This is a genomic window from Bacillus sp. EAC (assembly GCF_002156875.1).
Classification (GTDB): Bacteria; Bacillota; Bacilli; order Bacillales; family Bacillaceae_G; genus Gottfriedia.
Genome location: NZ_NCSY01000004.1, coordinates 14,806 through 29,740 on the forward strand (window position 1 = coordinate 14,806; position 14,935 = coordinate 29,740).

Annotated in this window: 13 protein-coding genes and 2 other annotated features; of the genes, 10 read left to right on the forward strand and 3 right to left on the reverse strand. The window is 30.8% G+C overall.

The genetic code is table 11. The features are described from left to right. Positions 1–37 precede the first annotated feature (37 nt). Positions 38–607, forward strand: coding sequence for a hypothetical protein (locus B7R65_RS07595; RefSeq protein WP_088042168.1), 570 nt, complete (start codon positions 38–40; stop codon positions 605–607). A gap of 297 nt (positions 608–904) precedes the next feature. Then, positions 905–1,396, forward strand: coding sequence for a CDP-diacylglycerol--serine O-phosphatidyltransferase (gene pssA / locus B7R65_RS07600; protein WP_088042169.1), 492 nt, complete (start codon positions 905–907; stop codon positions 1,394–1,396). A gap of 127 nt (positions 1,397–1,523) precedes the next feature. Here the strand turns inward: pssA and B7R65_RS07605 are convergent, their stop codons facing one another. Beyond that, positions 1,524–2,825 (reverse strand): DedA family protein, encoded by a 1,302-nt coding sequence (locus B7R65_RS07605; RefSeq protein WP_088042170.1) that lies wholly within the window; start codon positions 2,823–2,825, stop codon positions 1,524–1,526. A 591-nt stretch (positions 2,826–3,416) separates the two neighbouring features. Continuing rightward, positions 3,417–3,644 (forward strand) — a binding site (T-box leader). 46 nt (positions 3,645–3,690) lie between these two features. After that, positions 3,691–3,926: a binding site (T-box leader), on the forward strand. A gap of 53 nt (positions 3,927–3,979) precedes the next feature. On the opposite strand from B7R65_RS07605, the gene B7R65_RS07610 reads away from it, so the two are divergent. The 3 genes from B7R65_RS07610 (at position 3,980) to B7R65_RS07620 (ending at position 7,618) form a co-directional block, all read left to right on the forward strand. Further along, positions 3,980–5,314: an amino acid permease gene (locus B7R65_RS07610; protein WP_088042171.1), complete on the forward strand. Its 1,335-nt coding sequence runs from the start codon at positions 3,980–3,982 to the stop codon at positions 5,312–5,314. Between the two features lie 260 nt (positions 5,315–5,574). Then, positions 5,575–6,165 (forward strand): undecaprenyl-diphosphatase, encoded by a 591-nt coding sequence (locus B7R65_RS07615; protein ID WP_088042172.1) that lies wholly within the window; start codon positions 5,575–5,577, stop codon positions 6,163–6,165. Between the two features lie 346 nt (positions 6,166–6,511). Further along, entirely contained in the window at positions 6,512–7,618 is a 1,107-nt protein-coding gene (locus B7R65_RS07620; protein ID WP_088042173.1) for an MGDG synthase family glycosyltransferase, read from the forward strand. Positions 7,619–7,664: 46 nt separating this feature from the next. Here the strand turns inward: B7R65_RS07620 and B7R65_RS07625 are convergent, their stop codons facing one another. Continuing rightward, entirely contained in the window at positions 7,665–8,366 is a 702-nt protein-coding gene (locus tag B7R65_RS07625) for a polysaccharide deacetylase family protein (protein WP_088042174.1), read from the reverse strand. 163 nt (positions 8,367–8,529) lie between these two features. Between B7R65_RS07625 and B7R65_RS07630 the strand changes: the two genes are divergently transcribed. From B7R65_RS07630 to B7R65_RS07650, 5 genes are all read left to right on the forward strand, one after another. Beyond that, positions 8,530–9,204 carry a response regulator transcription factor gene (locus tag B7R65_RS07630; protein ID WP_088042175.1) on the forward strand — a complete coding sequence of 225 codons (675 nt, stop codon included), beginning with the start codon at positions 8,530–8,532 and terminating at the stop codon, positions 9,202–9,204. A 118-nt stretch (positions 9,205–9,322) separates the two neighbouring features. Next, positions 9,323–10,507 (forward strand): sensor histidine kinase, encoded by a 1,185-nt coding sequence (locus tag B7R65_RS07635; RefSeq protein ID WP_218780408.1) that lies wholly within the window; start codon positions 9,323–9,325, stop codon positions 10,505–10,507. A gap of 27 nt (positions 10,508–10,534) precedes the next feature. After that, the gene (locus B7R65_RS07640) at positions 10,535–11,191 is read left to right on the forward strand and encodes a VTT domain-containing protein (protein WP_088042177.1); all 657 of its coding nucleotides are present in this window, start codon (positions 10,535–10,537) and stop codon (positions 11,189–11,191) included. Positions 11,192–11,505: 314 nt separating this feature from the next. Next, complete coding sequence (locus B7R65_RS07645) at positions 11,506–12,369, forward strand: alpha/beta fold hydrolase (RefSeq protein WP_179194803.1); 864 nt, start codon at positions 11,506–11,508, stop codon at positions 12,367–12,369. 157 nt (positions 12,370–12,526) lie between these two features. Next, on the forward strand, positions 12,527–13,234 hold the full coding sequence (locus B7R65_RS07650; RefSeq protein ID WP_088042179.1) for a polysaccharide deacetylase family protein: 708 nt from the start codon (positions 12,527–12,529) through the stop codon (positions 13,232–13,234). A 134-nt stretch (positions 13,235–13,368) separates the two neighbouring features. On the opposite strand, the gene B7R65_RS07655 is transcribed toward B7R65_RS07650, so the two are convergent. Further along, entirely contained in the window at positions 13,369–14,721 is a 1,353-nt protein-coding gene (locus B7R65_RS07655) for an Nramp family divalent metal transporter (protein WP_088042180.1), read from the reverse strand. Between the last annotated feature and the right edge of the window lie 214 nt (positions 14,722–14,935).

A 14,935-nucleotide genomic window follows, 5' to 3' on the forward strand; every position in this document is an offset into this window, starting at 1 on the left:
AAAAAGAAATTCCTTTTTTATAGAAAGGATTGAATTTATGTTAGTAAATTGGATCAGAAATAAAAATGAGAGGAAATTAATCTATTTAGCATTTATTGTTTCGTTCATTATTTTCATTGCTGGATGGTGGACAATTGAGCATCGCTCTGCATTGTCAACTAATGTTCAATCTCACCTTCAAAATGGATATAATCATTTGAAAGAATTTAATCCCTTGAAATCTTATGCCAAGAGCAAGGGCTCTCTCGGTCGACTTGGCGTTTTTACAGCATTTGCAATTTTCCCTATTTATTTTTTATTAAGAGTAAATAAATTAAATAATAAAAAAGAGTTAAAAAAATCACTTGCAAAGGTGTTGAAATGGGTTAAGTTACTCCATGTACCAATTTCATTGATCACATTTGCATTAATCACAGTGCACTCGATTGTAATGACTTTTTATGAATGGAAGACAAATGCAGTTTATATATCAGGTGTAATCGCATATTTGCTTTTACTTCCACTAGGTATATTTGGATTCTTACGATACAAAAGAAAAGATAAAAACTGGCACTACTATCTATCATTTGCAGTTGTTATCTCCATGTTAATCCATACTTTTATTTAAAAAAGAAGTATTTTTTATTGGTGAAAAAATGAATTTACCTATTCAATAAATTATCATCCTAAAAAGATAAAAACAGAAAACCCAAATTGATGGCGTTTCTGCTTTTATCTTTTTTATATTTAATTCGTTTATATTCTTATAAACTACTTTAGCTTTTCAACTAAGTTAAAAAGATTGTTGTTTTACTAATAGGTTTTGGTTAAGTAAACTACTTTAATAAAATATGAAGAATAAAGCAAGAATAGATAGAAAATAATACTTAATTGGTGAGGAGTTTTCAAAATTAGGGGGGATACTTTGTACAATCAAATAGTAAAAGCTATACCCAATTTATTAACAATAGGAAATTTAGTTTGTGGTGTGCTTTCAATAACTTTAAATATGAATAGCTTATTAAAAGAAGCCTGCATTTTTATTTTTATTTCAGCCTTTTTTGATCTTTTAGACGGAAGAGTAGCTAGGAAATTAAAAGTTAATAGTGAATTTGGAGTAGAATTGGATTCCTTAGCTGATATTGTTAGTTTCGGAGTTGCTCCTGCACTTATATTCTATTCGATAGCTACTCCATCAATTTTGACTTCATTGGCATTTATCCTTTTTCCTACGATGGGTGCGTTAAGATTAGCTAAATTTAGTGTTAAACCAACCATTGGGTATTTTAAAGGTTTACCTATTCCAGCTGCTGGATTACCATTGGCTTTTATGGGATTGTTTTTATATAGCAATGCGTGGATTACCTTAATCCTAGCTATCTTAATGGTTAGTCCAATCAGAATAAAAAAACTTTAAGTAGTTTATTAATCAAAATAAAGCTAGTATCCTTATCGTGAAATACCCCGTAAATGGTTAGCACCAACTAACATTACGGGGTGTTTTTATGACCAAATGTACATAGGATGAAAAGCTGCAACATCACTTAAGATATTTTCTCTAGACGAATGCCCTCTTTTATAAGAGACAAGAAGCGAAACATTTCCATTGATAAAATTGATCCACTCACCAAAACAGCACTGAAAACAAAACCGATCATTATATCGCTTGGTGTGAAATGGAAAAGGTACACAGCACTTATTGAATAGCCCGTTAAAATGCTAATAAAAAAGATAAACATTCCAACGGCAAAGAGTAAGTTCGAACGGTGGCGAATCAGCATAACGTAAAATAACCCATACACAGAAAATAACAGCATTGATTGTTCAAATGGAATAGAAGCAGCGATCTTAATACTGCTAAACATAAAATTGAAGAACCAATGAATTCCTTTTGAAAATAGAATGGTTGCGATCACGATTGAAACATAAAAAGTAAGCTCTAACCATTTATTTTTCCTATTCAATAAAATTGCAGCAACTGTAATAAGTGTAATTGTTAGTAACAAGCTCCAAGAAGAAAAGAAATATACGAATTTAATAAGACCTTTATAGTTTACATTTATCAATGAGAATACAATTGTTTTAAAGATTGAATTGAACTTACCAAACTCATTACTTACTAAATCCTGAATGATGCCAATCATTAAGGTAAAGAAAGTAATAAATATGATTAGAAAGGTTAATAATACAAACTTTATTTTTAAAAGGCTATTGTATTTATGAAAAACCGATTGAAATATAAGGAACATAGACTCTTTTATAAAGACCCTGTTAGTTCTTACAATAAAATAAATAAGTGCAACAAAAGCAAAAACTATACTACCTAGCACCAACCATTTTGTTATTACACTTTCGTATTGATGATATTTTGGACCCAGAACATTTCCTAACCAAATAAAGGTGCTTATCCATAGAAGGACACCTATATTTGCAAAAATGGAAAAAGAGCGGAAGGGAAGTTTAATCACGCCAGATATAATACTTGCAATATGTCTAACGCCAGGAATAAAGTAAGAAAATATCAATAAAATTTTTCCGTATTTTTGATACCAAATCTCCATTTTCTCCATTTTCTCAGGTCCCATATGAATGAAATGACCGTATTTACGGAAAAAAGGGGCACCAAGCTTATACCCTATCCAATAGGAAACTGTTACACCAATCATTCCACCAAATCCTGCAGAAATAATGGAGAGGATAAGATTCATCTTACCTTGATAACAAAGGACACCGACATAACTCATTAAAGCTTCATTTGGAATAGGTAAAATGATTAGTTCCAACATCAAGGATAAAAATAGAATAATATATCCATACTCATTTAATAAATGAATGATTGCATTCATTACTTCAGCTCCTAAAACACTCAAATAAAAGTAAATTTAAATTTATTTAATTCATCGTATCAAAATATAAAATAAAAAACATAGTAATATGATTAGGATTTCTGAAAAATTGGTATTTTTAGTATAAAAGTTAAGTGTACAAATTTCTCTCATAATATGTAAAACGAGCCTTAAGAATCGATTCTAGAGGCTCATTTTTATTTTTAGTTGTTCAGTTCTTAATTGTGATGTACTGATTTTTCAATAGTTTACATTGATCCTGGAAAATATTTTAAGCTAGTATTGTGAACGTGTACCGGAATTGTCATAAGGTAATAACTTAAAGTATTACCTTCATTATTATTAAATGATATGCTGTGTAATATACTGTTAATATTACAAAACGGATATAGAAGAAGGTACCGGCATAATCCCACATGAAATTATATTTATGGATTGTGGAAATCAATTATCTTTTATAGCAGAGCCTTTTAAATAGTAAATGTTTTTGAAAAAATATAACTTATTAATACTTTTATCATTGACAGATTAGTTATGCTACCTCTATAATACAAAACATACTTACTGCAGTAAGAAATGATTATATTAACATATTAAGCAATGATGGGAATTTCAGTAGTGCTTATCTCACTGTTTTAGAGAGCTGATGGAAGGTGGAAATCAGTACAAAGATAAGGATGAATTACAACCCCTGAGCATTTTTTTCGAAATAAAGATTATCTTTATAGAGGGAAAAACGGTCAAAAACGATCGTTAACAAATTCGAGAGGCAGACTTGGTCTGCAACTAGGGTGGTACCGCGAACTTTTCGTCCCTACTGATACAATCAGTAGGGGCTTTTTTATTTTATGAAAAACTTAATATCGGATATGCAATGAAAGGAACACAGTAATGCTAGTTTCCCTGTTTTAGAGAACTGATGGAAGGTGCGAATCAGTACATAAACAAGCATGAATTACAGTCCTGGAGCAATCTTTTTCGAAGTAAAGGGTGACTTTTAGAACGGGAAAGACGGTCATTTGATCGTTAATCAAAATCAAGAGACAGACATTTATTTAAGTCTGTAATTAGGGTGGTAACACGGTGTAAATCGTCCCTGTCGTAAATGACAGGGACGATTTTTTTATATTAAATCTTATTGAGGAGAAAAAAATATGGAATTACAAAAGAAATTATTACCAAGACATATCCGTTTAATGGCACTCGGGGGAGCCATCGGAACAGGTATTTTTAAAGGAACTTCTGAAACAGTATCGATAGCGGGGCCAGCAGTTATATTTTCTTATCTGTTTGCTGGTTTATTACTTCTAGTTGTAATGAGTGCAATTGCCGAGATGGCTATCGCTTTCCCTGGGTTGAATATGAAAGGGTTTATTCGAAAAGCGTTTGGGACTAAGGTGTCCTTTGTAATCGGGTGGCTTTACTGTTTTATGTGGATCGTAGTTTGTGTCATTGAAGTTATAGCTGCTGGAAGCTTTCTACAGTATTGGTTTCCTTCTATGTCTTTATGGTCATTAAGTTTTATTAGTGCTATTTTTATTGTTGCCATTAATTTTATGAATGTGAAACGTTACGGTGAAATCGAATTTTGGTTTGCCGGAATAAAAATTACGATGATTGTTTTATTTATTGTTTTAGGGGCATGTATACTATTTGGAATCATCCCAAGTAATGACAGTAACTATATTCAAAATTACGTACAACACCAAGGCTTCTTCCCGCACGGTTGGTCGGGAGTGTTTTCGGCACTATTAATTGTAATTTTTTCTTACGGTGGATCTGAACTGATCGGATTGACCTTAACTGAAACGAAGGATGCAGAGAAGGTATTGCCTAAAGTGATAAAAGGAGTAATTTGGAGAATTGTGATATTCTATACGCTCCCAATCCTTATCATTTGTGGTTTAATTCCATGGAATGAAATTGGAAATCAAGCTAGTCCGTTTGTACAAGTATTATCTACAGTTGGATTTAAAGGAGCGGCTCATATAATGAATTTCGTCCTTATTACAGCTGTTCTGTCTGCAGCAAACTCTGGTATTTATGGTTGTACACGGATGATGTACTCTTTAGCCGCGGAAGGTGAAGCACCAAAGCTGTTTTCATATGTTTCTAAAAACGGTGTGCCTATTTATACTGTTATTTTAAGTGCAATTATTCTTGTTGGTGGTACATTTGTTGCGTACTTTTCACCTGATCGTGTTTTTGGCTATTTGATGGCAATACCAGGATTTACAGTTTCATTAGTTTGGATTAGCATATGTTTAGCTCAATTGAAGCTTCGTAAAACATATAAAGACATTCCACATTTTAAAGTATGGGGATTTCCATATGCCACTTCTTTTACTGTAATAGCGCTAAGTATTAGTTGTGTGGCATTTGCATTTAGCGAACAGAATAGATTGAGTATGTTTGTTTGTCTAAGTATGTTAATTATTTTAATTATATGTTCACTTTTAAGAGACAAAAAAAGTAAAAAAAATAAGTAAATACCCAGTAAGAATCGGATTTTTAAAAAACAGAGAAACCCAAGTGACGGGTTTTTCTGTTTTTTTGCTCTGTAAATATAAATTGCTGATATTTAAATAAAGGCTAGTCAAGAGAGTATGTGGCCGGTAATACGGAAACCAAGTAGTTTAGCAGTTGTTTTTTAGAAGTTATATTTAGACCTAGTATCAAGATTTTCATCATTTTTTCATAAACCATCGTTATAATGATTCGGGACTTACCTAAATTGGAGGAGAAATTAATGAATTACTCATTATTTAAATTGATAAATGGTTTCGCAGGAAAATCCGAAGTATTAGATCAAGCAATGATTATCTTGTCTAAATCCGCAATCATTATCGCGATTGGTCTTGTAATGTATTTATGGTTTCTAAATAAAAATGAACGTAAGTATACAGCCTTTTATATCGGATTAACACTTATTTTAGCATTAGGAAGTAATTACATTATCCACGCATTTTATTACCATCCACGACCATTTATTTCACATCATGTTGTAAAACTTATTAGTCATTCATCGGACTCTTCATTTGTAAGTGATCACGGAACATTAGTATTTTCGATTGCTTTTATCTTATTAATGAGAAAAGATCGATTAGCGAAATTTACTTTACTATGGGCAATTTTAGTTGGTCTATCTCGTATTTATGTTGGAGTGCACTATCCTTTAGATATAATCGGTGCAATTATTTTGTCAGGGATTACTTCACTTGTTGTTATTAAAACGGCCTCTTTAACAAACCCTATAATGAAAATATTAATGAAACTAAACGAATTTATAGTAAGGAAAGTTCCATTTTTAAATAATAAAGAGCTTAAATCCTTAGATTAAAAAAACAAAATTGATGTAAGAAAATGGAAATGTTAATGATAGAGTTGAAGAGATAAAAGCTGGAGAAGATAATATTAATACTACTCCAAGAAATATAAAAAAAATTTAAAAAATTTACAGATTTTCATTGGATTTTCATTATTCTCATGTACATTGTAAATGAAATAAAAAGGAGGACAAATATGGAGCAATTAGTTTCATAAGTGTTTGACATACGTTATAAACTAATTCAACTTCCATATTGGTTTAAAAATAAAAATTATGATGAATTTTCAATCATTGGCTTATCGGGACCTTTGAAAATTACTTGGAATATAAGTAAAAAGTGGTAGAAGGTGGATAGATTATGGAAAAGCAATCTAAAGTACTTGTGGTAACTTCAAGTTTTGGAAGTGGGCATAAACAAGTTTCCAAAGCATTAAAAAGTGAATTTGAACATTGTAATTTTAAGAATGTAACGATCATTGACTTATATGATGAAGCGTATCCTACTTTAAATACTTTCGCCAAAAGTTTACATTTACAATTGTTTCAACATGCCCAAACAATGTACAAATGGTTTTTTTATGGATCAGAAAAAATTTGTAACACAGCTATCTTTGACTGGCTTTTAGAAAGAAGCGGTAAAAAAATAAAAAGTATTCTTGAAAATGAAAAACCAGATATTATTGTAACAACGTTTCCGGTTGGTACAGTGGCTAAATGGAAAAAAAAATCTGTACACCCATTCAAATTATATACAGTTATAACTGACTACTATATACACCGTTCATGGATTCATGAAGAAATTGATCGTTATTATATTGCAACTGAAGAATTAAAATATCAAATGGTGGATTTAGGAGTATCTTTGTCAAAAATTTATGTAAGTGGTATACCTCTTCGTAAAGAGTTTAGAGAAATAATGCCGATCATAAATGAAAAGAGTAATAAATCAGTGTTAAATTATCAGATTTTAATTGTTGCTGGTGCGTTCGGGATTTTAAAAGATGTAGAAAAAATAGCCAAGCAATTACTTACTGATGAAAAGTTGAATGTAATGGTTGTGTGTGGAAATAATAGGATTTTATATAAAAAACTAATTAATTTAGAAGAAGAATACAAGGGTAGAATTCATGTGTATGGTTACGTGAATGATATACAAAATCTATATCGAAAAGCAGATTTATTAATTACAAAACCTGGTGGTATAACATTAACAGAATGTATTGCATGTAGTTTACCAACTATTCTTTATCGTCCAACTCCAGGTCAAGAGATTGAGAATTCACGCGTATTTGAAAATGTTGGAGCATCGGTTACAGTTAAGACTATAAAAGAGTTAATTGAATTTATAGATCAAATTCTTGCGAAGCCTAATGCTTTAGATCAAATGAAATCTTCATTGCGAATGCTCTATAAAGGATTTAGTTCACAATTAATTGTGAATGATATTTTTAGTTCCACTTCTTAGTAAAAAAAGAGAGTAACTGAAACTCTCTTTTTTGTATTTCTTCTTATTAACTTTTAAATTCATCAACCCTTACAAACTGATATTGTTTTTCTTGGCAATAAGTAATGAAGCTTTCTAAAGCCTCAATTGTATTGAGCGGTGCATTTTCATCTGCTCCAAGAGTCTTACCATTATCATGTAGTAAAATGATGGAACCTGGTTTGGTATTTTTTACTAGTCGATCTAAAATACCTTTGCTTCCTTGTTTACTATTCCAATCATAAGCCATAACTGTCCACAATATCGTATTGTATTTTCTTTGAAAGAAAATAGGAAGTGATACTAAGCCCCACGGTGGGCGGTAAAAATTAGGTTCAGCTTTTGTAAGTTCTTTAATAATCTTACCAGTTTTTTCTATTTGTTTATGTAATACCTTTGGACTTAAGAACCAACTGCATGTATGGAAATAATTATGAATACCAATTAGATGACCTTCTTCATGAATTCGTTTAATGATTGTTGGATTATTTTCAGCTTCAGATCCTAACACAAAAAACGTAGCTTTTATCGAATGACTTTTAAGTAAATCTAAAATAATTGGTGTATAAGTTGGATTTGGGCCATCGTCAAATGTTAAAGCAATACTAGAATGACTCTTTAAACGATTAGTCGAACGAATCTCAAACACACGTGTTAAAAAACTAGGAATAAGAGCGTAAATAACAAAAAATACTAAAAAAATACAGCCGATTATCAAGAAAAAAAACAATTTTAATTTCTCCTCACGAACATTTACTTAGAAGATTAACATAACATTTTAAATATCCTAATACAATATTTCTTGCTTAGAAGAGGGATAGTAAAATTTAACGAAAACTAATTATGGAAACAATGGACACAGGAAAGAGAAATAAAAGTAAGAGGGGATATTATTGAGAATATTATTTGCTGAAGACGATCATAAATTAGGAAAATTAACTACTCATCTATTAAAAGCGCAAACACCTTTTCAAATTGAGTGGTGCACGAATGGAAGAGAAGCATTAGAACTTGCGTCACATACTAACTTTGACTTAATTATTTTAGATTGGATGTTGCCTGAAGTCAGTGGTTTAAACATTTGCAAAAAACTTCGAGGGGATGGGTTTAAAGGTCCAATACTTATGTTGACAGCAAAAGACAGTATTAATCATCGAGTAGAAGGTTTAGAAGCTGGAGCGGATGATTATTTGATAAAGCCATTTAATTTTAGTGAACTTATTGCAAGAATTAAAGTGTTAAATAGACGAAATTTTGCTCCTTTACAAGAAGAAGTAATGACATTAGAAGATTTAACCTATAATCGGACAAGCTATAGCCTTAATAGAGGAGATCATCAAATAGTATTAACTCAAAGAGAGTTCCAATTATTTGATTTACTAGTAAAAAATCGGGGCATTGTTCTAACAAGAGAAGTTATATTTGAACGAGTGTGGGGAAATGATTCAGAAGTAACAAGTAATACAGTAGATGCGTATGTCAAAAATCTAAGGAAAAAAATAGATTTGCCCAATCAGCAGACTTATATAAAAAGTATTAGAGGTGTTGGATATACAATCGAAAAATGAGCTTTCAATCTTTCAACAAATTAGCAAACGCCTAACTTTCTTTAATCTTAGAATATTAATGATTTTCATTATTTTGTTTAATATTACGGTGGGTGTTGTATTCACATTTTATATTTACTTGGATCAAAAAGGTGACGTACTCTCTGTTATGAAGCAAGAAATGAAGGAAGTTAAGGTAAATACAGATTCTTCAAATACAGAAGAAATTATTCATAAGGGAAAGCGAAAAAAGGTTTATATAAATTATTTTCTTAAAAAAAATGGTGACTTTGAAATTTACGATGAAATCGGACCTGGTTATGATAAGGATATCAAAAAAGTATTGAGACAATTAAATCCAGATCCACACAAAGTAACAATTAAACAAATTGCACCAGATAAAAAAGAAGAGTTATATTTAATGATTGCAGTAGAAAACGTATATGATTCATCAAATCATTTCATCGGTACGATTTATAGTGGGAAGGATCTATCCTTAGTTATTTATATAATAAAACAATTTTTTAGTATTTCATTTTTATTATCTGTAATCTTTTGTTTAATGGCTTTTTATTTTGGGAAGAAAATAACGAATCAAGCAATGGAACCAATTATCGCATCTTATACTGAGCAAAAAGAATTTATAGAAAATGCGTCACATGAATTAAGGACACCTTTATCAGTCTTGCAAGCTGGTATTGAAGTAATAAGTATTGAAGAAGACCGACTTTCAGATTTCGGAAAAGAAACATTATCAGATTTAAAAAAGGAATTAAGTGATACTCGTAACTTAGTTCATAATTTACTTTTTCTTGCTAGATTCGATCATCAACAAATACAAAATGATAGTTTAGAGGAATTTCGGCTAGATATTTTTACAATACAAATTCAAAAGACTTGGCAATTTAAAGCATCTGAAAAAAACCAGCAAATTAAACTAAAAACAAATGATAAATTAGTAGTAAAAACAAATCAAGAAAGTTTTAAGCAATTAATTTATATCTTTATTGATAATGCAATTAAATACTCTAAATCAGGAGATAAGATCACACTTAATTACTTTGTACGAGCTGAAAAGAAAAAGCCTTATTTATATTTTGAAGTAATTGATAATGGTATTGGTATCGCACCAGAATTACAAGAGAAAATATTTAATCGTTTTTATCGTATTGAAGAACATAGATCTCGTGAAGAGGGGAACACAGGACTAGGACTATCAATTGCAAAATCAATAATTGAGACGTTAAATGGGAAAATTTTTGTTGAAAGTGAACTTGGAAGAGGTAGCACTTTTACAATTAAAATACCTTTAAAAGTATCATAGAAACTAGCACCATTTTTTGGGGAAAACATGGCACTATTGGAGAGTTTTATTGATATCATTTTGCACTTAGATCATCATTTATTATCTTTTGTGCATCAGTACGGAGCACTAACATATATGATTTTATTTATCATTATTTTACTTGAGACAGGAGTTGTCGTAACACCATTTTTACCTGGAGATTCATTAATATTTACTGCAGGAGCAATCGCTGCGCAAGGTTCTTTAAATATTTATGTTTTACTTGTGCTTTTAATTATTGCGGCTAGTTTGGGAGATACACTAAATTATTTTATTGGTAGAACAATTGGTTTAAAAGTACTAAATAATAAAAAAATGAAATTAATAAATGTAAAATACATTCAAGATACACAGGAGTTTTATAACCGTAAGGGATCTAAATTTATTGTATTGGCAAGGTTTATACCAATAATAAGAACGTTTGCGCCATTTGTGGCTGGAATTGGAAAAATGAATTACTCCAAGTTTATTACGTATAATATCCTTGGTGCGACACTTTGGGTTAGTTTAATGGTTTTAATTGGATTTTTCTTTGGTAATATTTCATTAGTCAAAAATCATTTTGGACTGTTAACAATCGGTATAATTATTGTTTCAGTTGTTCCAATCGTTAAAGATGTGATTATAAGTTTTATGAAAAAAAGTAAAAATAGACAAATTTAAAATTATATTTTTTTCCGAGGAATAATGTAAAAAAGGTTTGTTATATTACTAGATTGTAATTTTGTAGACTAATAGAATTATTAGCATGGATGCTTAAGAGACCTTCAAAATTTATCTTAAGCAATTTATTATAGTTTGGAATTTGTTTATTCCAATAAATTTTTTTAAAAGGTTGCTTCGCCAACCTTTTTTTATAATTCAGTAAAGTCATGTGTAGTCCTTTTTTTACGGTTAGTTTTTCTTAATGCAGGGATATTTTTGTGTAAAGTGAATAGTACATAAATAGGACACTATTAATGAATGGAGTGACTGATATGCAATCACCTAAAACTAGGTTTGAAGTAATTAATGGGATGGAAGTTCATTTTACTGAATGGGGAGACCGACAGAATCCAACTGTAGTATGCTGGCATGGTTTAACTAGGAATGGACGAGATTTTGATATTTTGGCCAGCCATTTGGCTGATAAATATCATATTCTTTGCCCGGATACAATCGGACGTGGATTAAGCCAGTGGAGTACTAGTCCAGAAACAGACTATTGTTTTGAAAATTATGTTAACCTTGCAATCGGATTATTAGATCATCTAGAAATAAAACAAGCTCGTTGGGTTGGAACATCAATGGGAGGTGCAATTGGTATTCGATTAGCTGGTACAACTGAGCATAAAAATAGAATTTCACATTTAATTTTAAATGATATCGGAGCAGGTGCTATTGAAAATAATACGCAAGATATAGAAGGGATTAAACGTATTATTAGTTATGTTGGGACCCAACCTAGATTCAATACAGTAACTGAACTAAAAAATTACTATAAGATGGTATACTCTGCATTCGGACTTTCTGAAGAGCAGGAGTGGAATGATTTTACTCAAAATTCGTGTAGACGGACCGATGATGGGAGCATTTGCCCTAATTATGATCCGAAAATTAGTTTGCAGTTCCAGCATACAGAGGATCTAAACTTATGGGATTATTGGGAGTCCATTGAAGCTAAAATACTACTCATCCGAGGGGAAATATCAGACGTTTTTCCATTAGATGTGGCAGAAAAAATGCAGCAATCTCAAAATTGCAAAATGGTTACAATTCCAAAACTTGGTCACGCTCCAGCTTTAAATACAGAAGATCAAATTCTAGTTATAGAGAATTTTATAAGATATAAAAAAGAATAACTCCAATGCGGGTTATTCTTTTTTATAGCCATATTCTTCATCGTCATAATTTTTATAAGCCCAAATGATAAGTAGTAGAATGTAAAACGAAAAAATAAGAATGTGATAAAATATTTATCAATGAACGATTAAATAGTAGAAAGTTAGGTATTGTTTAATGAAAAAGAAATTAACAAAAATCGGAATAAGTATTTTAATTGTTTTCCTTATTTTATTTGCGTTATATAAATTAATGAATGTGAGATCATTTCAATTATTTGGTGGTTTAACAGATCAAGTCAACACTGACAAAAAAGTAGTGGCATTAACATTTGATGATGGTCCTACGAAAAACGTAGATGAAATTCTGCCATTGTTAGATAGATACAATGCAAAGGCAACATTTTTTCTGATCGGTAATGAGATTGAAAAGAATCCAGACGAAGCTAAAAAAATTGTACAAGCAGGTCATCAAGTTGGAAATCATACGTATTCTCATAATCGAATGGTTTTAAAATCACCTACTTTTATTAAAGAGGAAATCAAAAAAACAGATAAGTTGATTCGAAAAGTAGGATATAAAGGTGAAATAGATTTTAGACCGCCTAACGGAAAGAAACTCGTTGGTTTACCTTATTACTTGCATAAATATCATAAGGATACGATTACGTGGAATATTGAACCAGATACATTTTACACAACTGAATATAGTAAAATTGATTATGTAAATAAAAATGTTAAGCCAGGTTCCATTATATTATTACATCCAATGTATGATGGAACTGGTAGTGAATTAAAAACTATTGAAGGTATTTTGAAAGATTTATCTAAAAAAGGGTATAAGTTTATAACAGTAAATGAGTTACAAGAACTTAAAAAAACTTGAGGAGATTACCGTAAGTTTTTTCATTAAGTTTTAAGAACTACTGTACAAGCAGTCTGTCAAAATAAAAAAGATTGAACAAATGTTTAAAAACATTCGTTCAATCTTTTTTGTTTAGTGACTATATTTATAAACAATTATTTAAAAAATGTTGCCCAAAGCAAGTATGCATTTAATACCGCAATGGCAGAAGCAATCGTCCAAGCAACTGACTTTAGCCATGTCTTATTTACAAACTTACCCATTTTCTTTGGATCACTAGTAAACATGACCAATGGAATAACTGCAAAAGATAGCTGTAATGATAGAATAACTTGGCTCAAAATCAGTAAATCCGTAGTTCCTTTTGCTCCGTATAGATAGGTTATGATTAATGCTGGTGTAACTGCAATTAATCGAGTAATTAATCTTCTTATCCAAGGCGATAATTTAATATTTAAAAAACCTTCCATTACAATCTGACCTGCTAAAGTACCAGTCAATGTAGAGTTTTGGCCTGATGCTAATAAAGCCAATCCGAAAAATGTACTAGCGAGAGTCGTACCTAATAATGGTGTAAGTAGTTTGAATGCATCTTCAATTGAAGCAACTGATGTATGACCTGTTTTATAAAATGTAGATGCAGCTAATATTAAGATAGCAGCATTTACAAATAAGGCGATCATTAATGCAACTGTTGAATCAATCGTTGCAAACTTAATTGCTTCTTTTTTCCCCTCATCAGATACCTCAAATTTTCTAGTTTGAACAATTGAGGAATGAAGATATAAATTATGTGGCATAACAGTTGCCCCTAAAATACCTAATGAAATATATAGCATTGTTGGGTCAGTTATAATTTGAGTGCTTGGTATAAATCCACTAAAAACAGCTTTAATGTCAGGCTGTGACATCGTTAATTCAAAAATAAAACTTCCTGTAATTAAGACAATTAATGAAATAACAAGCGCTTCAATATAGCGAAATCCTTTATTTTGTAGCATTAACACAAGCAATACATCGAAAGTAGTTAGACAGATTCCATAAAAAAGTGGAATTCCAAATAGTAAATTTAACGCGATGGCTGAACCTATTAATTCGGCTAGGTCGCAGGCTGCGATTGCCGCTTCGCAAAGTACCCATAAAACAAAAGAAACAGGTTTACTAAAATGATCTCGACAAGCTTGAGCTAAATCTCTACCTGTAACGATACCTAGCTTAGCAGATAAAGACTGCAAAATGATTGCCATTAAATTTGAAATAAGAATAACAGATAAAAGTGTATAGTTATACGCTGAACCGCCAGCGAGTGATGTTGCCCAGTTTCCAGGATCCATATATCCAACAGCAACTAAGTAACCTGGTCCGGCGAATGCCATAAATTTTCTAAACGAACTACCTTTTTTCGGAATTGGTAATGAACGATGTACTTCTTGTAAACTAGGTTGTGATTTTTGTTGTTTCCAACCAGTTTCGTCGTAGATAGCCTTTTCCTGAGACTCTTGTGACATGTTTCCCACCACCTGTTTTATTGTACACATCAAATAGTTTTTCCCTAGGGAAAGTTTTTAAATTATATGCTGATTTTATCATAATAGTTCTTATTTGTAATAAAAAAAAATTAAGATTTATTATTTTATTTGAATAGTAGAGCAATTTTATACCTTTTATTGGATTTGAATTTAAAAAAAGTTTGAAAATTTGGGAGTAAGATGGAAGAATATT